This is a genomic window from Sphaerospermopsis torques-reginae ITEP-024 (genome assembly GCF_019598945.1).
GTDB lineage: Bacteria > Cyanobacteriota > Cyanobacteriia > Cyanobacteriales > Nostocaceae > Sphaerospermopsis.
Map to the genome: position 1 here is coordinate 1,176,403 of NZ_CP080598.1, position 22,131 is coordinate 1,198,533.

The following is a 22,131-nucleotide window of genomic DNA, read 5'->3' on the forward strand; positions in this document are numbered from 1 at the left end:
CTTTAATCCTGGACATCCTGATTCAGACAAAAAATGATTCAACTTAAAAATAAACTCACCCTAGAAGAATTTATCGCACTTCCTGAAAGTGATACTATATATGAATTGGTTAACGGTGAAGCTATACCTAAATATAAAAATGAACAAATGTCACCTAAATTTTTTCACGGTTCAACTACAGGATCACTATTTATATTATTATCTAAATGGGCGCAAGAAAAAGGCCGTGTTGTGATTGAATGGAGTGTAAAATTAACTAAAAATCAACAAGATTGGATACCCGTACCAGATTTAACTTATGTTTCTTATGATCGTCTTCCTATTGACTGGTTAAAAGATGAACCTTGTCCAGTGATACCAGAATTAGTAATTGAAATTATTTCTCCTGGTCAAACTTTTGGAGATATGATTGAAAAAGCTACCTATTATTTACAAGCTGGAATTTCTCTAGTTTGGGTAGTAGATACAGTTTCGCAAACTATCACAGTCTTTACCTCATCTTCTCTACCTATCACTTATAGAAATCAGCAAATTATTAGTAATGAATTATTATCAGGTTTGCAAATTACACCTTATGATATATTTAAAAATGCAGGTTTAATTCGTTAAATCTTGTAAATTCTCATTCAAACAACATCCATCTATGAACAACATCAAAACCCGCATCGAAACCTTCAACCACGGAAGAGATCCAGAATTATTAAAATTAAAATATAAAAAAATCTCTACCGATCCATTTTCTTTCTTTCGGGGAACTTGTCATTTATTCTATGAAGATTTACCTCAAGATTCACCTCTGAATAATGCACCTCTCACCTGGATATGTGGTGATTTACATTTAGAAAACTTCGGAAGTTATAAAGGTGATAACCGTTTAGTTTATTTTGATATTAATGATTTTGATGAATCAGTTCTTGCACCTTGTACCTGGGATTTAGTGAGATTTATCACAAGTATTCTTGTTGGTTCTCATGCAGTGGGAATAAATGACGAAGAAGCATTACATTTAAGTGAGATTTATTTAAAAACCTACACTGCAAATCTCGCTGATGGAAAAGCTAGAACCGTAGAAAAGGAAACTGCAAAAGGTTTAGTTAAAGATTTATTAGACAGTTTAGAACACAGACAACGGGCTAAATTTTTAGATAAATACACCAAAGAAAAGAAGGGTAAAAGACGTTTAGTAGTTGATGATAAACGAATTTTAAAAGCTACAGATGCAGAACAGAAGAAAGTTAACAAATTAATTAAACAATGGCATCATACCACAGATCAAAATCCAGAATTTTATGAAATTCTCGATGTCGAAAAACGCATTGCTGGTAATGGTAGTTTAGGTTTAGAACGTTATATAGTTCTAGTAGAAGGTAATGGTTCACCGGATGAGAACTATTTGCTAGATTTTAAAGAAACTCAACCCAGTTCTTTACAACCTTATCTGACTGTTTCGCAACCAAAATGGGAAACTCCAGGTGCAAGAGTTGTTGCAATTCAAAATCGTTTTCAAGGTATTGCACCAGCATTATTAGAAGATATCAATGATGGTGAAACATCTTATGTTTTAAAAGAATTGCAACCAGAAAAAGATACAGTCCATTTACAAGCGTGGGATGGAAATTTAGGACATTTAGAAAGATTAATTGCAACAATGTCTGAAGTTACAGCTTGGGATCAATTACGCAGTAGTGGTAGACAAGGTTCAGCTATTGCTGATGAATTAATTGAATTTGCCCAAACTATATCATGGCATAATTCTATTATAGAATATGCCCAAAATTATGCTCAACAAGTAGAAAAAGATTTTCAGGAATTTAGTCAATCAATATGAACAAAACCCCACGTATTTCCATACCTCCAGAAGTGAGAAAGTATGTTTATCAAAGGGATAAATATCAATGTCAAAGCTGCGGTAAAACTACCTTAGAAACTAACCTCAGCATTGATCATATCATCCCTTTATCCCGTGGGGGAAAAAACGATATTAGTAACCTGCAAACTCTTTGTTTAACTTGCAATCAAAGTAAAACAAATAAAATTGATCATCGGTTTCACCGACATTTCGATCTTTAAAAAACCAGATACCCGACTTATTCAATAAGTCGGGTATCTTAAAACATAACATCTCAATTCAACTAAAAATACACCCACTACGCCCAGTAACACTCAAGCTAACATTCTCATTATTCCATTTTACTTCCCCATTTCCAAACAATAAATTTTGTGGTTTACTTTGTAAATTCCCCCCATCAAAACTAACTGTAACCGACTCCTCACCCACATTTACCGCAATCATTAACTCCTCATTTTCCCAACTTCTTATAAACACATACAGCGTACTTTCCGCATAAATAACTTGATAACTTCCCACCCTCAAAGCTGGATATTGATGACGTAAATAAATTAATTGTTTGTGAGTTTCCAGTATTTGCAAATTCCAACTTTCCTGTAAAGGAAAACCGCGACGACTATCAGGATCTATTCCACCAGGTAAACCCACTTCATCACCATAATATATACTAGGCGCTCCCGGAAAAGTCAATAATAACAAAGTTGCTAATTCCACAGATGCAACATCACCACTAGCAATAGTTATTAATCTCGCTGTATCATGACTTGCTAATAAATTCAGTTGTGTAAGTTGAATTTCCCAAGGATAAAGTTTTAATAAATCCTCAATTTTTTCTGCATATTCAGCAGCAAATAAAGGTGGAGATGTTTCATAATCTCGCCCTTTTACCATTTCTAAATCTACACGATTTCCCGCAGTAAAAGCAATAGTTGGACCCGTAAATAAATAATTCATTACCCCATCAAATTGTGTTCCATCCAACCACTGACGCGAATCTGTCCACACTTCCCCCACAATATAAGCATCAGGATTTATTGCTTTTACTCTACTTCTAAATTCTTGCCAAAAACCAGGAGTTTTAATTTCAAAAGGTACATCTAAACGCCAACCATCAATACCGAATTTAATCCAATATTCGGCAATTTCCATAATATATTCCCGCACTTCTGGGTTATCATGATTAAACACCGGTAAAGAACGAATACCCGCCCAACTTTCATAATTTGCAGGTGCATCACCCGTGTAAGGTGCAAGTGGCCAACCTTGAATTTTAAACCAATCTACCCAAGGTGAATGAGGTCCATTTTCTAATATGTCGTGAAAGAAGAAAATCCCCCGACTTGCATGATTAAAAACCCCATCTAGAACTATTTTAATATTACGTTGATGTGCCGCATCTAGTAATTCTTTAAAAGCTGCATTTCCTCCCAATAAAGGATCAACTTGATAATAATCATGGGTATGATAACGGTGATTACTTGCAGATTGAAAAATGGGAGTAAAGTAAATAGCATTAATGCCTAAACTTTGGATATAATCTAATTGTTCTAAAATCCCCCATAAATCCCCGCCTTTATAACCTTGAAGTGTGGGAAAAGCATCCCAATCTTCCCATTTCGGATCATTTAATAAACGTTTCCGGGGTTGTGTACTTTTAGCGAATCTATCGGGGAAGATTTGGTAGAAAACCGCGTGTTTAACCCAATCTGGTGTGTGAATCTGCATAAATTTAGTTTTTTGGGAAGTTGGTATACCAGTATGACAAATTAATGAAATTTTAGCCAAGTGTGTATTTTTTGAGCGCATACAAAAAAGAGTAAGCGCGGAGGTCTGTTGAGATTTTTGAATTATCTACATATTTGCCGTACTTTGATAGTGTAAATGAGGTACAATGTTTACTCAGTTAAAGCACATATTTGTTGCTAACATGAATGCCAGAATGAAGGCTTTTGGCTTACGGGTTCGTTATTTCAGAAAACTTTTAAAGCTTTCTCAAGATGAATTAGCTGCAAAAGCGGACTTGCATCGTACATACATTGGTGCTGTAGAAAGGGGCGAAAGAAATATTAGTTTGATTAATATTTTTCGTTTAGCAGACGCACTTGAAGTCACAGCAAAAGATTTATTTGATCATGAAATAGAAAATGGAGAAAACACAAAATGATTAATGAAAATGAGTTACTGAATATAGCTTTAACAAATATTAGAAAAGTTTTAGAATTTAATCCTTATAAGAGCTATATAGGTGTAAAAAATCGAGAAGAATTTCAGCAAATCATAGCTAATGATCCTGCTTTTGGATGTCTAGGTTTAGATGATGAAAGATACGTCATTGCTAGAGTTGGAGGAAATCTTGTTACCTCTTTACATAGAAAAATTGGTGATATGTATCAGGCTTTATTTGCCTATTTATTAAAAGAAAGTTTTGGCTTAACAGAAAATGAGCTACACTTTAGTGTCACAGTTAAAATTGGTGAGCGTGATCAGATACGCTCCACTGATGGATTAATCAGAAAGGATAAATTTAATCAAAATATTCCTACGGAGTGGATGCAATTTGCCGGAATAGGATTTGAGGTACGATCTTGCTATCAAATTGGTGATTCTAAAAGAATCCAGGCTGATTATGATATTTCCTTAGCTTTAAAAGCTAACAATATTTTACCTGTAATGCTCGTTTTTTGCAACACATCTTTAAAAAGTCCTTTAAGCAGACTATCAAAGAGTTGGGAAGTTTATGAAGGAATCAACAGTTTTAATTTAGTTCGCTCTATTACTGGTTTTAACCTTTATGATTTTCTTCAGAAAAATTCAGAACCTTTAAAAAATGAGATAGATTATATCTTCTCTAATTTCTAATACATACTGCTGTTTCATATAAACGTTTTTTACCTCCTCGTTTTCTGAAAGAAATTATCTTATCAACTTCAAAACCCTCATGTTGAAAAAGTTTACCCAAAATCACCTCTGTAAATATTTCTACATCGGAAAGCCTAGAATTGCCAACTACATAGACACCTTGAAAATTCCTCGACACAGTTGGTTTTAAAGATTTCATATGTTTCCATATATCAATAAAATATTTAGTGGCATAGTTGCACATTAGAATATTTTGGTTTTTCAGTTCATCATAGTAACAAAAGTAGGGTTTAATTTCATCAGGAACTATAATTAAATCCTTCTGCAAAATAGAAGTCGCTCTGCCCCATGTTCCCCCTATTGCTTGCAAATCTATTTCCGTTGCTTCACGAACATCTGCTAACAGTTCTAAAAAGTGTAACTGAGGTCTAGTTTGATGAACATAACTATAACGGTTGGGATAAGGAGGCGAAGTAATCACAAAATCTATGGGACGATGAATGATATCTTGCAGGTTATTTGTAGAATTACCTAATACAATTGAGTTCAATTGAGAAAAAGAAATTTGCTCTTGATTAAGTTTCTGCAAATCTTCACTTATATTCTTGAGGTTGTTACTAATTTCACCATAAACATCTATCTCTCTTTGATGGTTATCATCAAATGTAATTGTGGGATGATTTCTGTGAATATTGGCGCAATCTAGACAAGCTTTATTTAAAGCCACCCAGATATATTCATACACAGAAGAATATTTTTCTTTATTCATCATCTCACGACAGATAATGAGATTTTTTAAAACATCTATTTTCCACCATCGAAAAACATTATGAATAATGGGAACTCTAGTTTGGAAAATATTAATTACATCTTCTAAATAATAGTTGTGATATTTTTTAATCACATCACACACTTCTTCAAGATAGGTATTTATAATTATAAAGTTGTCACTATTCCAGATTAGAGATTTATTTCCTACCTGTTGTAATAAAGGATTAATTTCAATTCCCAGAGCTTTTATTCCGTGCTTCTGACATTCTATAACTGTAGTACCTCTACCACTAAATGGATCAACTACAAAATCATCTTTAGTAATATTAAATAATTCAATAAAATAGCGTACCAAACTAGGCGAATAACTGGGAGTAAGACGATACCATCTATGGACTGACTCATTTTGTCCGCCTTTAAATGTGATATCACCTATATCAATTTCTTCATATTTAAAACCAGACTGTTGAATGTTTCCGTAGAAAGACTTAGTAACATTATTTACGCTATCTTTAAATAGTGATAGTTGTTGAAACATAGATGCCAAAAAATTAATGCTACTTTAAAGTAGCATATAATAGTTATGTTGGCAACACTGCGTGAACTATAAATCATCAAATCATAGTTATGTGACGATTAGCCCCACCCTTCCCCAACCTCCATCATTATTAATACATTAGTTCTACTTTTTCCGCCTAACCCCAATCTCAAAAATTCTTCCTCAAGATTCTTTGATCCCCCCTTATCAGCAGCTACCGATAGTCCTAAACTGTAGGTGAGAGTTGAAAGGCAGTCTGGAGAAATTTTGTGAAAAAAGTTTTAGCAATCATTCTTGGTGGAGGTGCGGGTACACGACTGTATCCCTTAACCAAACTCCGCGCAAAACCCGCAGTACCCGTAGCTGGCAAATATCGCTTAATAGATATCCCAGTTAGCAACTGCATAAATTCAGAAATCTATAAAATCTACGTTCTCACACAATTTAACTCAGCCTCTTTAAATCGCCATATTACCCGCGCTTACAACTTCGGTGGCTTCAGTGATGGGTTTGTAGAAGTGTTAGCAGCACAACAAACTCCAGAAAACCCCAACTGGTTCCAAGGTACAGCCGATGCTGTACGTCAGTATCTCTGGATGTTGCAGGAATGGGATGTAGACGAATTTCTGATCCTTTCTGGTGATCACCTCTACCGTATGGATTACCGTCAGTTTATCCAGCGTCATAGAGACACAAATGCTGATATTACCCTTTCTGTTATCCCTATTGATGATCGCCGTGCTTCCGATTTTGGTTTAATGAAAATCGACAACTCCGGTAGGGTGATTGACTTTAGCGAAAAACCCAAGGGTGATGCTTTAGCCAAAATGCGCGTTGATACTACCATCCTGGGGTTAACCAAAGAACAAGCCGAATTACAACCATATATCGCCTCAATGGGCATATATGTCTTCAAAAAAGACGTTTTAATCAAACTGTTGAAAGAATCTTTAGCACGGACTGATTTCGGTAAAGAAATTATTCCTGATGCCGCTAAAGATCATAATGTTCAGGCATACTTATTTGATGATTACTGGGAAGACATCGGAACAATAGAAGCTTTTTATAATGCGAATTTGGCATTGACTAAGCAGCCTCTTCCACCCTTTAGCTTCTACGATGAAGCAGCACCAATTTACACCCGCGCTCGTTACTTACCACCTTCTAAATTATTGAATTGCAATATTACAGAATCAATGATTGGTGAAGGTTGTATTTTGAAAAACTGCCGAATTCAACATTCAGTTTTGGGAGTGCGATCGCGGATTGAATCAGGTTCTATAATTGAAGAAACCCTGATTATGGGTTCAGACTATTACCAACCATCGGTAGAACGTCAATGTAGTATAGAACAAGGTGATATTCCCGTTGGTATTGGTACAGATACCATCATTCGCCGAGCCATCATTGATAAAAATGCCCGCATTGGTCATGATGTGAAAATTATCAACAAGGATAACGTCCAAGAAGCTGAAAGGGAAAAACAAGGATTTTATATCCGTAGTGGGATTGTAGTTGTTCTCAAAAATGCCGTGATTCCTGATGGAACAGTTATTTAGTCAATGGTAATTGGGCAAGAAGGGAACAGGGAACAGGGAACAGGGAACAGAAGGCAAGAGGCAAAAGGAAAATAATCTATTCTCTATTCTCTATTCTCTTTACTGTCACCTGTCACCTGTCACCTATTCCCAATGACTAAACTACTTTTACTAATTGGTCTTCCTGGTAGCGGTAAATCAACATTGGCTGCACAATTACTAACAGAATGCCCTCAGATGCAACTCATTTCTACAGATGCTATCCGAGGGCGGCTTTTTGGTTCTCAAGCCACTCAAGGTCCTTGGTTTTTGATTTGGCAAGAAGTTGAAAGACAGTTTCAACAAGCCACTATTGCCAATATACCCACCATTTTTGATGCTACTAACGCCCAAAGAAGAAATCGCCGGGAAGTTATAGAATTAGCCCGTCACACTGGTTTTACTCACATTACTGGTATATGGGTAAGAACTCCCGTTTGGTTATGTTTAACACGCAATAAAAAACGCGATCGCCAAGTTCCAGAAGACGTTATTTTGCGAATGCACCGCCAACTTCGGGACGCTCCCCCCAGCTTAGATGAAGGACTAGATAAAATACTTTATAAGTCAGGTGGGGTGATTGGTGATACAATTTTTGATTTTTGATTTTGGATTTTGGATTTTGGATTATTTTTGTCATCTCCAATCTAAAATCTAAAATCTAAAATTTTCTCCTCCTGCCTCCTCAAGAGTACGGTAATTTCGCTGGAACTTTGAGCGACAACCACACTGGATTTTTGCTATTCTTTGCTAATTTAGGATTATCATCCTGTTTCCGGGCATTAGACCAGGCAAACAGTAAATCTCAATATCTTAGAAAAAAACATAACCTAACTTTACCTAAATTTTTACAGGAGGCTGGTAGATGGCTGCAACCGATTTTAAAGACTATTACTCAATTTTAGGAATTACTAAAACTGCCACTCCAGAAGAAATTAAACAAGCTTTTCGTAAACTCGCCCGTAAATACCACCCCGATGTTAACCCCGGTAATAAACAAGCAGAAGCCAAATTTAAAGAAGTTAACGAAGCTTACGAAGTTCTCTCTGATCCAGATAAACGCAAAAAATATGATCAATACGGTCAATATTGGAAGCAGGTAGGTGAAGGTGGTTTCCCTGGTGGTGCAGGGGTAGATATGAGCGGTTTTGACTTTGGTCAATACGGCAGTTTTAATGATTTCCTCAATGATTTATTTGGCGGTGCAGGACCACGCACCAACAGACAAAGTTATTCCTATCGTACCTCTACAGGTAAACCAGGTACAGGTTTTGGCGGTTTTAATGATTTTGGTTTTCAAGATATGGGCGGTGGTGCTGCCCAAGATAGTGAATATACCATTAGTCTCAGTTTTGCGGAAGGATTCGCAGGAGTTCAAAAACGGTTTAGTCTAGGTAATGAAACTATAGATGTTCGTATTCCCGCAGGTGCAAAAACCGGTACTCGGTTGCGGGTACGGGGTAAAGGTCAAGTTAACCCCATGACTCAACAACGGGGAGATTTATATTTAAGAGTAGAACTGCAACCTCATTCTTTTTTCCAATTTGAAGGCGATAATCTCGTTTGTGAAGTACCCATAACCCCTGATGAAGCTGCTTTAGGTGCTTCTATTGATGTTCCTACTCCTGATGGTAGTGTGAATGTTAAGTTACCAGCAGGGGTGCGTTCTGGTCAGTCTCTGCGGTTACGTGGTAAAGGTTGGCCTCGGGCTAAGGGTGGACGCGGTGATCAATTTGTGAAAGTGGCGATCGCACCCCCCAAAGACCTTACCCCACAGGAGCGAGAATATTATGAAAAACTCCGCTCTATCCGTACCTACAACCCCCGTAGTCATTTGGCACAGGTGAAGTTGTAACCCACCTTCCGCACCCTCAACTGTCACACAACGAAAATTGGTCATTTGGAGATTTAGAATTGGCGATCGCCTACCAATATTCATTATCTTTGGTACAAAATACAACATTTGGTGGTAATGAAATTACGAAAAAACAGATTGTGACACCGGGGGGCGCGGAAGGTAGGTTTAAAACCTGAGCTACTTCCGACCTGATTGACAAATTTTTGCTACATCTGTGACTTATTATTGAAGAATGTCGCAATAAAAGTTCATGATCAAAACACAATAATCCATGTGATTTTTCTTGCTTGGCAATAAAAAAAATGCTTTAATAACTATATAGACAATAAAAGTAAGTTCTTTATGATTAGTCAGTTCAGAACAAAAACCTCTGTTTTAGCAACGACCTTGGCTATATGTAGTTCCTTAACTGTCACATTCCCAACACAAGCCCAATTGCCGCCAGTTGCACAAGTAATTTATGTTGACCCAGTTAGTGGTGTCAATACAGCTGAAGCTGGAAAATCTGTAACAAGCCCATATAAAACCATAACCTTTGCATTGAGTCAAGCCCAATCGGGTACAGTGATTCAGTTAGCTCCAGGCAACTATAGCGGTGAATCATTTCCGATATTACTCAAACCAGGAATAACATTACGCGGTGACGAATTAACCAAAGGGAAGACAGTAGTTATTTCCGGTGGTGGTTTTTATCTCAGTCGCACCTTTGCTAGACAGAACATTACTATCCTGGCGGAGCAAGATACCACAATTACTGGTGTCACAGTCACCAATACCAATCAAAGAGGTACAGGTATATGGGTAGAATCAACTAATCCCACCATCAAAAACAATACATTCACTAACAACTTCAGAGAAGGTGTGTTTGTTACAGGTACAGGAAATCCTCAAGTTGAAAATAATCAATTTGTGGAAAATTCTGCCAACGGCATTTCCCTAACTAAATCAAGCCAGGGAGAAATTCGTAATAATCTATTTCAGAATAATGGCTTTGGTTTAGCCATTGGTGAGACTTCCACACCCTCAGTCACAGAAAACCAAATCGTCCAAAACAAAGATGGGATGGTGATTACCGAATCAGCTAAACCTTTAGTGCGGAACAATGTAATTCAGAATAATAAACGGGATGGTATTGTCCTCACCCTTAACGCTTCACCTGACCTGGGGACTAACGATAATCCTGGTGGCAATGTCATTGCCGATAATGGTCGTTATAACATCTACAACGCTACCAAAAATAACACTATTTATGCTTTTGGTAACAATGTCGATGGCTCACGCATTGTAGGTTCAGTGGAAATAGGTAAAAACCTAGTACCATCAGCGGACTCTACACCAATATCATCCACCGATCCCAACATAGCACTGCTACAAAAATGGGAATTAACACCCACCTCCTGTACCTCTGCCACCCAAGTAGTCATCATCATGATGAGTGGCAAACAATACTGTGTTATGCCCCATCCTGACTTAACAGCCAAAACTTATGAATATAATCAGGCTACTGGCAGCCTCAAAGCTGTAGCAAATCCTTCCATCCGTTCTTCTCAGAAGAAACCAGGGGGAGGGAGTTTATAGGTTTGTATGTACCTCAAAGTCACATTTAGAGCGTGAAGAAATTAGTATTAAGATTTAATAGGTCTTATGAAAAATCAATTGTCAGCAACAGTTTTAATTTCTACTTTAGTTCTATCCAGCATTGTTGGTTTGAGAACTACGGTTCAAGCCCTGCCTCCAGTGGATAATACCGTTGATGATACTAACAGTAGTGGTATGCCGGATGTAGAACCATCGGATGAAGCCTATACTGGAACTAAATTTAGCTGTGTATCCCAGGGTGATGGTAGCATGGCTACAGTTGGTCAGCGGCCTGGTGGTCAGCCAATCCCTGTAATTATTTGGACTTCAGGAGCTTCAAGGTATTTTGGAGAGAAATACACTCCTCAAAGCCGTTGCCAAATCGTGACACCGAAACTCAATGAGGCTGTAGAAGAAAGTGGTGGTAGCCTCCAAGATGTTGTGTTGATGAACGGTAGAGTCAAAGATAAAACGGTTATTTGCGTAGTTTCTATTAATGACACTGGTTGTGATGGCAGCAATACTTTGTTTACCCTGAAACCAGAAAATGCCAAGAAGGCCGATGCAATTCTTGCCCAACTCATGCAAATCAGTCGTGAAGGTTCCAGCGCAGGTGTAATTCGTGAGACCAACGGTCGTGTAAAGGTCACATTGGATTACGTCCTATCAAGGAATGCCAATCATTCCTCTCGCCAAACCGTCAAAAAACCTAGTGTTCAAAACAATCAACGTGGTTTGTAATGATTCACCCAGGAATTACGCAGATGGATAATTAATTGAGAGTGCGAATACAGCAGAGAGCATTGGTGACTTTTTCTTACCCAATGCCCAAACCAAAACTATTCCAAACTATTTATTTCTCGGATTCTGTGGGTAATTCCCATAACATTTTCAACCATAAATCCAAAAAATCTCATCCCTTATTCTTTTTAAGATTTAGGAGGTCTTATGAAAAATCAAATGTCAGCAACAGTTTTAAGTGTTACTTTAGCCCTATCTAGCATTTTTGGGTGGGCATCTTCTAAGGTTCAAGCCTTACCACCAGTGGATAATACCGTTGATGATACTAACAGTAGTGGTATGCCGGATGTAGAACTATCGGAGGAAGCCTACACTGGAACTAAATTTAGCTGTGTATCCCAGGGTGATGGTAGCGTGGCTACAGTTGGTCAGCGGCCTGGTGGTCAGCCAATCCCTGTAATTATTTGGACTTCAGGAGCTTCAAGGTATTTTGGAGAGAAATACACTCCTCAAAGCCGTTGCCAAATCGTGACACCAAAATTCAATCAGGCTGTAGCCGAAAGTGGTGGTAGCCTTAAAGATGTTGTGTTGATGACCGGTAGAGTCAAAGATAAAACAGTTATTTGCGTAGTTTCTAGCAATGATACTGGTTGTCACGGAGGCAATACTCTGTTTACTCTGAAACCAGAAAATGCCAAAAAAGCCGATGCAATTCTTGCCCAAATTATGCGAATTAGTCGTGAAGGTTCCAGCGCAGGTTCTGTTTATGAAACACAAGGTCGTGTGCAGTTCAATTTGAATGATGTTCTCAACCAAAATGCCCATCCCTCACTCCAGCAATCGAGAAAAAAACCTATCGTTAGAAATCATTCATCTGGTTTGTAATGATTAATCCCAGTTGCTTTCTGAGCTGAGGTGAGGTAGGAACAAAAAGTCATGGCTAATTAGTAGGTAATTAGTAATTGGAGAAGAGGTGAAATTCTCATCTGTTACCTCTCCCCTGGTATCTAATTGATGTACCTGATTTAATTCAAGTTTTTTAACTTATAACCGTGTTTTCTTCCATAACTCGCAGGTTGTTTTTGGTATTTATCACGACGGTTTGTGTGATTACGTTGTATGACCATCTGACCCCAGTAGTTTTGAGTGCTACATCTCCTGCCAATGTGGATGTTGCCGCTGAGAAAATTGCTAATCAGGTAACTATCAGGATTTTGACTAAATCTGGTTCTGGCTCTGGAGTGATTATTAAACATGAAGGGCAAACCTACACAGTGTTGACAAATCATCATGTAGTCGTTGATAGCCCTGAACATGGTTATGAAATTTTGACTGCTGATGGTATCATTTATCCAGCACAGCAACTAAATGGCGTTAATGATAATTCATTCGACTTAGCCCTAGTAACATTTACTAGTCCAGAGGAATATTTAGTAGTAGGATTGCCAAAGTCAAAGGTGATATCTGAGGGACAAAAAGTTTATGTATCTGGTTTTCCAGCTTGGCATTTTGTTTTCAACGGTAACGATATCATTAAACTGGAAGAAACCCGAACTTGGGGAGTGAGTGCTTTTCAACTCAAAACTGGAATGATTAAAATGCAGCTAACTAAAACTCTACCAGGTGGTTATCAATTAGGCTTCACTAATGATTTTTTTCCTGGTATGAGTGGAGGACCAGTCTTAAATCAGCAAGGGGAACTAATCGGCATTAGTGGGTTATTAAAGTATCCTTTTCAAGGTATTGATGCTTTTACTTTTACTGATGGAACTATACCAAAAGAAGAAGATTACTTAGAAATGGAAGCTTTAAGTTGGGCTATTCCTATTAACAGTGTTCTTGATTTCCTCAAACAACAAGAAATAGTCAATAGAGATATGGAGGTAAAGTAGGGCAGTTTCATGGAACGTTTTTACCTGGTTTATTGGCAAGGCAGCATTTAATTTTTACTGACTTGTCTGATGAAGAGCATTAATAGTTTTTACAAAAAACTAAGAATATGAGTTTAACTTTTACTAGGGTAAATTATACGGCTCTGACTACGGCTCTGACTACGGCTGTAGTGGCTACCATTTTCATGACGATGCCAACATCTGCTGATACTATCAGTAGCAAAAATATTACCATTGCCCAAATTGCCAAACAGACCTCAGTCCAAATTAATACAGTTGGTGATGTTACTCCCGGAGGTTCAGGAGTAATTATTGCCAAACAAGATCATACTTATACTGTATTGACTGCTAATCATGTGGTGTGTGATATGTTAAAAAGACCTGGAAAAATTACTTGCGCTAAAGATATTACTTATTCTATTCGGACAAGTACAGGGAAAGATTATGCTGTTAAAGATATTCAAGTATTGCAGAAAACTAAAAATGATGCAGATTTAGCTGTAGTTACGTTTGTGGCTACAGAAGATTATCCCATTGCTACTTTAGGAAATTCTGACCAGATGGTAGAGGGGGCAGATGTCTTTGTTGGTGGGTTCCCAGCTGTATTTGGTAAAGTTGGAGCTAGTAGAGACTTTACTTTCACTACAGGAATTGTTGTTTCTCGTGCTAATAGTTCTATTAATGGCTATAGTTTGATTTACGATGCCAAAACTGTAACTGGTAATAGTGGCGGGCCTGTGTTTGATATTGCTGGTAGAGTTGTGGGGATTCACGGTTTGGCTGATACTTCAGCTAAGAATAAAACAGAAACAGGGGCAACAGTAACACAGAAAACAGGATTTAATGCGGGTATTCCCATTAATACTTTTTTATCTATAAGTGAGCCAATTGTTAAAAATACCCCTGTCAAGAAGGATATGAGTTCTATTGGTGAAAGTCCTGCTACTCGTTTAAATGAACCCCGGTCAGCAAGAGACTTTTACGCCAGAGGTATTATTAAACTAGATGAATATAATTATCGGGAATCATTAGCAAATTTTAATCAAGCAATTAAGCTTGACCCTAAATATATCGAAGCATATTTTAAACGAGGATATGCAAACATATGGTTGAGAAAATATGAAGAAGCTCTTACAGATTTTAACCAAGTCATTGCTCTTGATCCTAACTACTTAGATGGCTATTTGAATCGTGGCTGGACTCAGATGTGGTTGCAAAATGATCAAGCTGCACTTGAGGATTTTAATCGAGCAATTCGTCTCAACCCTAACTATGCTGTTGCCTATGCCCATCAAGGTATGGCTTATATTAAATTAGGAAAGTATCAAGCGGCGTTGGAATCTTCTAAGCAAGCTATTCGTCTTGATCCGAATAATAGTTATGGGTACACGATTCAAGGAGATGTCTTCAACTCCTTAAAAGACTATCCAGCAGCGATTAAAGTGTCAAGTCTCGCTATTCTTATTGATCCTGATGATTTTAATGCTTACATCAATCGTGCTATAGCTTACACTTTTACTGGTAATTATCAAGGCGCACTTGCAGATTATCAAAAATCCGCCGAAATATTTCAAAGGCGTTATGTTAAAAAACCTACTTCTGAAGGAGAAGCAAAGCCAAAACCAATTTCTAATTCTTCGACTGATGCCAATGTAGAGCTAATTAGAAACTGGAAATTAACTAATGTTTCCTGCTCCTCTGGGGAAAAAGTAGTATCAATTCTGATTGATGGCAAAAAATATTGTGTGAGTCCTGATCCAAATTTAATTTTTAAAAGTTATCAATATAATCGGAGTACAGGTAAGTTAGAACCTTTAATTTGAACTTTTAACTCACATTCCGCACCCTCTGGTGTCCACAATCGGGAATCGCTAATCTCAAATATGCAAAGGACTAATTTTCGTTGTGTGAAAGTTTAGGGTGCAGAAGATGGGTATTAACTCACCTGGAAATTGCTACATACTTGTCTAAAAGTGTCTCTACACTAGCATTGTGATCCAGGAAAGAAAATAAATGTCTGTAAATTAATTTCCCATCTTTATCTAGTGCAAACTGCGCTGGTAAGGGCGCTCCTAATGCTTGCCCTGTGTGATATGTTCTAAAAATATGACAACTAGGATTTATTAATAAGGGCATTTTTAATCCTAAGTCTTTAACTACTGCTTGACTTTGGTGTTTATCGGTGCTAGTAATCATTAAAATTTCTATACCCCGTTTTGTAAATTCCTCATAATTTTCATTTAATGCTTTAATATGGGGATAACAAAAAGGACAATATTGTTTTTCTGTAAAAATTCTCGTAAATGCTAAAATAACAGCCTGTTGACCACGATAATCTGATAATTTGATTGTGCGATTATTGGTAACATCAGTTAATTTAAAATCAGGTGTTAATATTCCCAATCTTAACTCATCGAGTGCTGGTTTGGGTAACAAATTACGGAAAAATCGCTCGTTAAATAAACCTGTAAAATCTGTAGATGTCAACATAAATCAATTAAAAATTAAAAATTAAAAATTAAAAATTAAAAATTAAAAATTAATAGGGAACAGGGAACAGGGAACAGGGAACAGATAATTATTTATTCTCCCTATCACCCCATCACCCCATCACCCCATCACCCCATCTTCCTAGACTGCTGCGAAGTAAACTTTAGACTTCACAGGATCGGGAACCATTGTTTTTTCTCCAGGTTGCCAACCAGCAGGACAAACTTCGTCGGGGTGAGATTGAACGTGCTGAATAGCTTGTAAGGTACGCAATGTTTCATCTACACTGCGACCAAAGGCTAGGTTATTGATGGTAGAATGTTGAATTACACCTTCTTTATCAATGATAAACAATCCACGCAAAGCAATACCAGCAGCGGGATCGAGAACGTTGTAAGCGGTGCTAATTTCTTTCTTGATGTCGGAAACTAGGGGATAGTTTAAGTCACCTACACCCCCAGATTTACGATCTGTTTGAATCCAAGCCAGGTGAGAAAATTCGCTATCTACGGAAACACCTAAAATTTCTGTGTTTAGTGTTTTAAATTCTTCGTAGCGATCGCTAAATGCTGTGATCTCGGTGGGGCAAACAAATGTAAAGTCTAAGGGGTAGAAAAACAGGACTACATACTTACCGCGATAGTCAGAAAGTTTGATGGTCTTAAATTCTTGATCTGCTACAGCTGTTGCTGTAAAATCGGGAGCCTGTTGACCAACACGAAGACATCCATTATTGAGTGTCATTTAACCTAGTTCTCCTTCAGCTTTATATCCAGTTTTTGGCGTGGGTATCTGGGTGATATCAACCTTTCCCTCCACGCTTGTCACAGTTTAGTTACGATCTGTTACGACTATATCATAGTCATTACGATTTTGAGAACAGGTGACTGGTGACTGGTGACTGGTGACTGGGAACTGGGGACTGGTGACAATAGGAACATAATTTATGACAAATCACCAATTACCAATTACCAATTACCAATTACCAATTACCAATTACCAATCTAAAACCAAATGCTTGATTTAGATACAAGAGAATGGTTACTAACCAATGGACTGGGTGGTTTTGCCAGTGGTACAGTTGCGGATGTGCATACACGGACTTATCATGGTTGGTTATTTGCGGCTACAAATCCACCTTCAGACAGAAAATTACTACTTTCCCATTTAGAAGCCAGTTTAGAAATCCCAGGAAAAGTTATAGCACTGGGAACAAATATTTGGGGTACGGGTAAAATTGAACCAACAGGCTATAAATTTTTACACGATTTTGATTATAACCCAGTTCCCAAATGGGTGTGGAGTGGGGATAATTGGCAGTTATCTAGGCGTTTGGTAATGCCAAATGGGTCTTGGGAAAAGCAGGGGAGCAGGGAGCAGGGAGCAGGGGGAGAAGATTTTTCCCAATTATCCAATTCTCAGAGAGTTTTGATTGAATATCGGTATGAGGGGAAAGAGGAAGGGATTTTAAGGTTAAGGTTGTTTATAGGCGATCGCAATTTTCATCATCAACAAATAGGTAACGAAAAAATCCAGTTTTCCCAATTACTCCATCAAAATATATTGTGTTTACAAATGAATAACTGGGGTAAATTTTGTGGTAACTTTGGTACACCTTGGCATTTACGATGGACTCAGGGAAAATATCAAGTAGATGAGTTATGGTATTGGAATTATAGTTTACCAGAAGAAACAAAAAGGGGATTAGGCGATCGCCAAGATTTATATAGTCCTGGTTATTTAACCGTAAACTTGCAACCAGGAGATACAGTCACCCTAGAAGCTAAAGTAGGTTTCCCCGACTCCCAAGAATCCCAAGAATTGTTTTCACCTGATAGTTTTACAGAAGCAGTAGTAATAGAACAAGCAAGAATAGCGCAGATTTTTGGGTGGGGAGATGAGGAAATCGGAAGGAGAGGAGAAAATTCTTTTTTGACACTTTCCTCTTTACTTTCACCAGTCACTTATCACCTGTCACCTATTCAAAAACAACTACTCAAAGCTAGTGATCAATTTATAGTTTATCGTGATTCCATAGCAGGTCCTACGGTAATTGCAGGATATCATTGGTTTAATGATTGGGGAAGAGATACATTAATTGCCTTACCAGGATTAACATTAGCAACAGGACGTTTTGAAATTGCTAAAGGACTGTTAAAAACCTTTGGTAGTTACTGTCGTCATGGACTCATACCGAATACTTTTCCTGATGTAGAAAACGAACCATTTTATAATAGTATTGATGCTGCTTTATGGTGGATTGAAATTTTAGGACTTTATTTAGAAACGACTCAAGATTGGGAATTTTTATTAGAACAATTTCCCATTGTGCAGCAAATTCATAAAGCTTTTATTAGCGGTACTCGTTATAATATTCAAGTTGACGCTATTGATGGTTTGGTTTCTTGGGAGGCTCAAGGTGTAGCATTAACTTGGATGGATGCAATGGTAGAAGGAATACCTGTCACACCACGTTGCGGTAAAGCAGTGGAAATCAATGCTTTATGGTATTCTGCATTATGTTGGTTAAGTAAATGGTCAGAACATTTAAGTCATGAATATATAGATAATTCTAGTCGTTTAATCAGTCAAAAACAACGTTATCAACAACAAGCAGAACTGGTAAAAATATCCTTACAAAAATTTTGGCATCCCCAGTTGGGTTATTTATATGATCTCATTGATTTAGATGATAGTCGTAATTCCCAAATTCGCCCCAATGCTATTTTAGCTTTATCTCTGCGTCATTGTGCTTTTTCTCAAGAACAAGGACAAAAAGTTTTAGACTTAGCAACTTCGCGGTTATTAACTCCCTATGGTTTACGCAGTCTTGATCCTAGTGATCCAGAATATCAGGGAAAATGTGAAGGAAGTCCGCAAAAACGCGATCGCGCTTATCATCAAGGTACAGTTTGGACTTGGTTGATCGGTGCTTATATTCGATCTTGGGAACGTTTTTATCCTGAAAAACCTTTACCTTTTGACTGGAAACCGTTGTTAGATCATTTTTCATCTAATGGTTGTTTAGGTTCAATTTCGGAAATTTTTGATGGTGATGCACCCCATTTTCCTAGAGGTGCGATCGCTCAAGCTTGGTCTGTTGCTGAGGTGATGAGACATTATCAATAATTTTCTCACGCAAAGGCGCAAAGAGAAAGTAAGATTTACAAGAAACTCTAGGTTAATCAAGTTATAGATACAAATTATAACACTCTTGTGGTACGGGCATCTTGCCCGCTAAGGGAGTTTTAAATTTTACATAACTAAAATGAAATCTACTGTATTTGTTGAATTGCCTACCGAGTATGTTATAGGTTATAATGTATAGTCATTTAACTTTAGATTGAGACATTACGCTAAACAATAACCACGGAAATTTAATCTTCCAAACAATTGGACTGCCTTGGTTATCCTAAAATCATTATCTACAGAACTTATCACTTTTTGTCTCATTTTTAAGTTAAACAACTATAATTATTACAAGCGTTCAAACAATACTCAGAGTTTCATTAATATGGATTTCGTTATTTTAGATACAGAAGGTAAGCCATATCTTACGGAATTAGCGATAGTTGATAGTCAAGGTGTGGTAATCTATGAAGGTTTTTGTGATGGGAATTATCATGGTTTTCAAAATGTTCTCAATACCAAAAGTTTGAAAAATTTATTAACAGAATTTTTGACTATTGTTGAAGATAAAAAAATCATCTGTCACTATGCAGAACATGATATAGAAATCCTCAAACACAGTTGCCAAAAAGTTGGTTTATCCTGGCAAAATTTACAACAGAAATTAAAGTTTGATTGTACTTGGATTTTAGCTAAAGACTGTTTCCCAAATTTAGAAAGTTATTCTTTAGAATATTTGTGTAAATATTTGAATTTAAAAGATCATAATCATCTATATTTTAATCCTGATATGGCGCATAGTGCGCGTTATGATGCCATATTTACCTATCATCTTTATCAAAGAATCAGATTAGAAAATCTCAAAAAACAACCTAACCCATTTAGTAGTAGTCGCGTTGATACACCGTTCCAAAATCATCCCGATTATCCTGATACCTATCATCAACAATTTCAGATTTTACAAACTGCATTAAATAACATCAAATTAGACCCCAATCATCAAAGTAAAGGAGTTGTTGTTATTGGAGAACCAGGAACAGGGAAAACTCATTTAATGATGCGACTTACTCATGAAAGATTAACAAGCAACCGATTATTATTTATTCGGCAACCTAATAATTCTCAATCTATACTTTATCATATCTACAGTAGAATTTTAGAATCTCTAGTTGAAAAAGTAGGAAATTTAAATCAATTAGATTCTTTAATGATTAACACCTTTAGAAAAATAGTTAGTTTATCTGATAGAGAAGTCAAACAAAAAGACATAGATATTTTAAAAGCTTTATATGATTTAGAAGATAATGACATCAATGCTTTAGGTAAGGAAAACACTCAACGTAAACGGGAATATTGGGAATATATAGAAAAGACAATTAATGAATGGTGGATGAATAATTATGCAGCAGGAAGTTTTGCTTTATCTATCATTAAAGGAATGGTGAAATATTGCAGTTATACAGATTATAGATATAGAAATATTACTACTCGTTGGTTAGCAGGAAATATGTTAACTAATGAAGAAGCAGAAAAAGTAGGTTTACCAAATTGGAGTGAGGAAATTAGTAAAGAAGCATTTTCTTTAGAAGCAATTTCCGTGTTAGGTAAATTATCCACTTTAGATGAACCGCTAATTATTATTTTTGATCAATTAGAAGGTTTAGGACTTCCTCACAACCAAGATATTTTATGGAATTTTGGAGAAGCAATAAAAGAGATTTTTACTCATGTTCCCAATAGTTTAATTATTTTGAATTTATTTCCTGATAGATGGGAAAAGTTGCAAACAACATTTGATCAATCTATTATTGGGAGAATATCTCAATATCAAGTTGCTTTACGTCAACCCACAGAAGGAGAAATTAAAGCTATTCTCAAAGTGAAAATGCAAACTTTAGATATTTCCTTAGAACAGTTGTTTGCATCTGAAGATTTAGAGGATATTTTAAGTAAAACCCCAATTCGCGCTGCTTTAAATCGCGCTGGTAAATATTATGATTTACGAGTGCATAATATTCCTTTACCAGATGAAAGAAAAGCAATTAGAGAATTAGATCAGAATGAAAAAATAGAACAACAATTAAAATTTTTACAACAACAGCAAAAGATAATCATAGAAGTTTTAAACCAATTAATTCAAGGTAGTCAACTTTCTAAAACTGGTGATTTTAGCAACTTACAGGATAAATTATCAAATTTAGCAAATTATTTACCGAGTGAAGATGTCAATTTTAGAAGTTTGGAAAATCCAGTAATTGAATATCTCAAACAACGTCGCACAGAATTAGAAAATAAATATCACAATGTAACCATTATTAGTGATGGTGATGATATTGGAAAATTGAGGAATATTGCTGAAGCTTTAACTCACATTCAGTCATTCAAATTAACACAATATCGGTTTGGGAAAAAGGTATTACCAGAACATATTGTTATAGAAAGAGGAACAAAATATCATGTAATGGCATTTTTAGAAGTTAGTGGTACTTCTTTTACTACTCGCATTAGCAATTTTAACCAATTAGTTATTAATCACCCTAATTCAGAGTTTATTTTAATCAGAGATGAACGTCAAGAAGAAATTACGGGTAAAGTGGGGAGAGAAAGAATTAAACAATTAGAAAATAGCGCAAATGGGAAGTTTATTTTATTCAATCAACACGATAGAATCTTATTTGATTTAATTTATGATTTAATTGTTAGTATTTATAACAAAGATTTAGATGTAGATTTAGAAACAGCATTAACCTTTATTACCACTCATCAAGAATGGTATCATTGGATTTTTAACAAGTTTGGTTTTACAGAACCATTAAGTTAGAAAACTGAATAAAATACCGATTCGTTGG

General features: G+C 36.5%; 19 protein-coding genes. 15 read left to right on the plus strand and 4 right to left on the minus strand.

Annotation, left to right across the window (positions count from 1 at the left end; all coding sequences use genetic code 11):
- The first annotated feature begins 33 nt into the window (after nucleotides 1-33).
- Genes K2F26_RS05460 through K2F26_RS05470 form a run of 3 tightly spaced genes read left to right on the plus strand, consistent with a single transcriptional unit; the run spans nucleotide 34 to nucleotide 2,070 of the window.
- A complete protein-coding gene (locus K2F26_RS05460; RefSeq protein WP_220610650.1) occupies nucleotides 34-609 on the plus strand; it encodes a Uma2 family endonuclease in 576 nt (191 codons plus the stop codon).
- Nucleotides 610-643: 34 nt separating this feature from the next.
- A complete protein-coding gene (locus K2F26_RS05465; RefSeq protein ID WP_220610651.1) occupies nucleotides 644-1,828 on the plus strand; it encodes a DUF2252 domain-containing protein in 1,185 nt (394 codons plus the stop codon).
- Nucleotides 1,825-2,070 (plus strand): HNH endonuclease, encoded by a 246-nt coding sequence (locus K2F26_RS05470; RefSeq protein WP_220610652.1) that lies wholly within the window; start codon nucleotides 1,825-1,827, stop codon nucleotides 2,068-2,070. The genes K2F26_RS05465 and K2F26_RS05470 overlap by 4 nt, the downstream gene beginning before the upstream one ends.
- 58 nt (nucleotides 2,071-2,128) lie before the next feature.
- Here the strand turns inward: K2F26_RS05470 and K2F26_RS05475 are convergent, their stop codons facing one another.
- Complete coding sequence (locus tag K2F26_RS05475; RefSeq protein ID WP_220610653.1) at nucleotides 2,129-3,574, minus strand: glycoside hydrolase family 13 protein; 1,446 nt, start codon at nucleotides 3,572-3,574, stop codon at nucleotides 2,129-2,131.
- Between the two features lie 166 nt (nucleotides 3,575-3,740).
- On the opposite strand from K2F26_RS05475, the gene K2F26_RS05480 reads away from it, so the two are divergent.
- On the plus strand, nucleotides 3,741-4,013 hold the full coding sequence (locus K2F26_RS05480; RefSeq protein ID WP_246605530.1) for a helix-turn-helix domain-containing protein: 273 nt from the start codon (nucleotides 3,741-3,743) through the stop codon (nucleotides 4,011-4,013).
- The gene (locus K2F26_RS05485; protein WP_220610654.1) at nucleotides 4,010-4,708 is read left to right on the plus strand and encodes a type I restriction endonuclease; all 699 of its coding nucleotides are present in this window, start codon (nucleotides 4,010-4,012) and stop codon (nucleotides 4,706-4,708) included. Before K2F26_RS05480 ends, K2F26_RS05485 begins: the two co-directional genes overlap by 4 nt.
- On the opposite strand, the gene K2F26_RS05490 is transcribed toward K2F26_RS05485, so the two are convergent.
- The gene (locus K2F26_RS05490) at nucleotides 4,698-6,017 is read right to left on the minus strand and encodes a DNA methyltransferase (protein WP_220610655.1); all 1,320 of its coding nucleotides are present in this window, start codon (nucleotides 6,015-6,017) and stop codon (nucleotides 4,698-4,700) included. The genes K2F26_RS05485 and K2F26_RS05490 overlap by 11 nt on opposite strands.
- Nucleotides 6,018-6,286: 269 nt before the next feature.
- Here K2F26_RS05490 and K2F26_RS05495 point away from each other — a divergent pair, with 269 nt between their 5' ends.
- The 8 genes from K2F26_RS05495 to K2F26_RS05530 all read left to right on the plus strand — a co-directional run bounded on the left by K2F26_RS05495 (nucleotide 6,287) and on the right by K2F26_RS05530 (nucleotide 15,486).
- Entirely contained in the window at nucleotides 6,287-7,576 is a 1,290-nt protein-coding gene (locus K2F26_RS05495; RefSeq protein ID WP_194057212.1) for a glucose-1-phosphate adenylyltransferase, read from the plus strand.
- Between the two features lie 132 nt (nucleotides 7,577-7,708).
- Nucleotides 7,709-8,200 carry an AAA family ATPase gene (locus K2F26_RS05500; protein ID WP_194057211.1) on the plus strand — a complete coding sequence of 164 codons (492 nt, stop codon included), beginning with the start codon at nucleotides 7,709-7,711 and terminating at the stop codon, nucleotides 8,198-8,200.
- Between the two features lie 259 nt (nucleotides 8,201-8,459).
- Complete coding sequence (locus K2F26_RS05505) at nucleotides 8,460-9,449, plus strand: DnaJ C-terminal domain-containing protein (RefSeq protein ID WP_220610656.1); 990 nt, start codon at nucleotides 8,460-8,462, stop codon at nucleotides 9,447-9,449.
- Between the two features lie 345 nt (nucleotides 9,450-9,794).
- The gene (locus tag K2F26_RS05510) at nucleotides 9,795-11,030 is read left to right on the plus strand and encodes a DUF1565 domain-containing protein (protein WP_220610657.1); all 1,236 of its coding nucleotides are present in this window, start codon (nucleotides 9,795-9,797) and stop codon (nucleotides 11,028-11,030) included.
- 66 nt (nucleotides 11,031-11,096) lie between these two features.
- A complete protein-coding gene (locus tag K2F26_RS05515; protein ID WP_220610658.1) occupies nucleotides 11,097-11,771 on the plus strand; it encodes a COP23 domain-containing protein in 675 nt (224 codons plus the stop codon).
- A gap of 207 nt (nucleotides 11,772-11,978) precedes the next feature.
- Nucleotides 11,979-12,656, plus strand: coding sequence for a COP23 domain-containing protein (locus K2F26_RS05520; protein WP_220610659.1), 678 nt, complete (start codon nucleotides 11,979-11,981; stop codon nucleotides 12,654-12,656).
- 167 nt (nucleotides 12,657-12,823) lie between these two features.
- The gene (locus K2F26_RS05525; protein ID WP_246605531.1) at nucleotides 12,824-13,663 is read left to right on the plus strand and encodes a S1 family peptidase; all 840 of its coding nucleotides are present in this window, start codon (nucleotides 12,824-12,826) and stop codon (nucleotides 13,661-13,663) included.
- A 107-nt stretch (nucleotides 13,664-13,770) separates the two neighbouring features.
- On the plus strand, nucleotides 13,771-15,486 hold the full coding sequence (locus K2F26_RS05530) for a tetratricopeptide repeat-containing S1 family peptidase (RefSeq protein ID WP_220610660.1): 1,716 nt from the start codon (nucleotides 13,771-13,773) through the stop codon (nucleotides 15,484-15,486).
- A gap of 118 nt (nucleotides 15,487-15,604) precedes the next feature.
- On the opposite strand, the gene K2F26_RS05535 is transcribed toward K2F26_RS05530, so the two are convergent.
- On the minus strand, nucleotides 15,605-16,153 hold the full coding sequence (locus K2F26_RS05535) for a peroxiredoxin family protein (RefSeq protein WP_220610661.1): 549 nt from the start codon (nucleotides 16,151-16,153) through the stop codon (nucleotides 15,605-15,607).
- Between the two features lie 141 nt (nucleotides 16,154-16,294).
- Complete coding sequence (locus K2F26_RS05540; protein ID WP_220610662.1) at nucleotides 16,295-16,897, minus strand: peroxiredoxin; 603 nt, start codon at nucleotides 16,895-16,897, stop codon at nucleotides 16,295-16,297.
- Between the two features lie 270 nt (nucleotides 16,898-17,167).
- Between K2F26_RS05540 and K2F26_RS05545 the strand changes: the two genes are divergently transcribed.
- Nucleotides 17,168-19,282: an amylo-alpha-1,6-glucosidase gene (locus tag K2F26_RS05545; protein ID WP_220610663.1), complete on the plus strand. Its 2,115-nt coding sequence runs from the start codon at nucleotides 17,168-17,170 to the stop codon at nucleotides 19,280-19,282.
- Nucleotides 19,283-19,667: 385 nt separating this feature from the next.
- On the plus strand, nucleotides 19,668-22,103 hold the full coding sequence (locus K2F26_RS05550) for an exonuclease domain-containing protein (protein WP_220610664.1): 2,436 nt from the start codon (nucleotides 19,668-19,670) through the stop codon (nucleotides 22,101-22,103).
- Nucleotides 22,104-22,131: the final 28 nt, after the last annotated feature.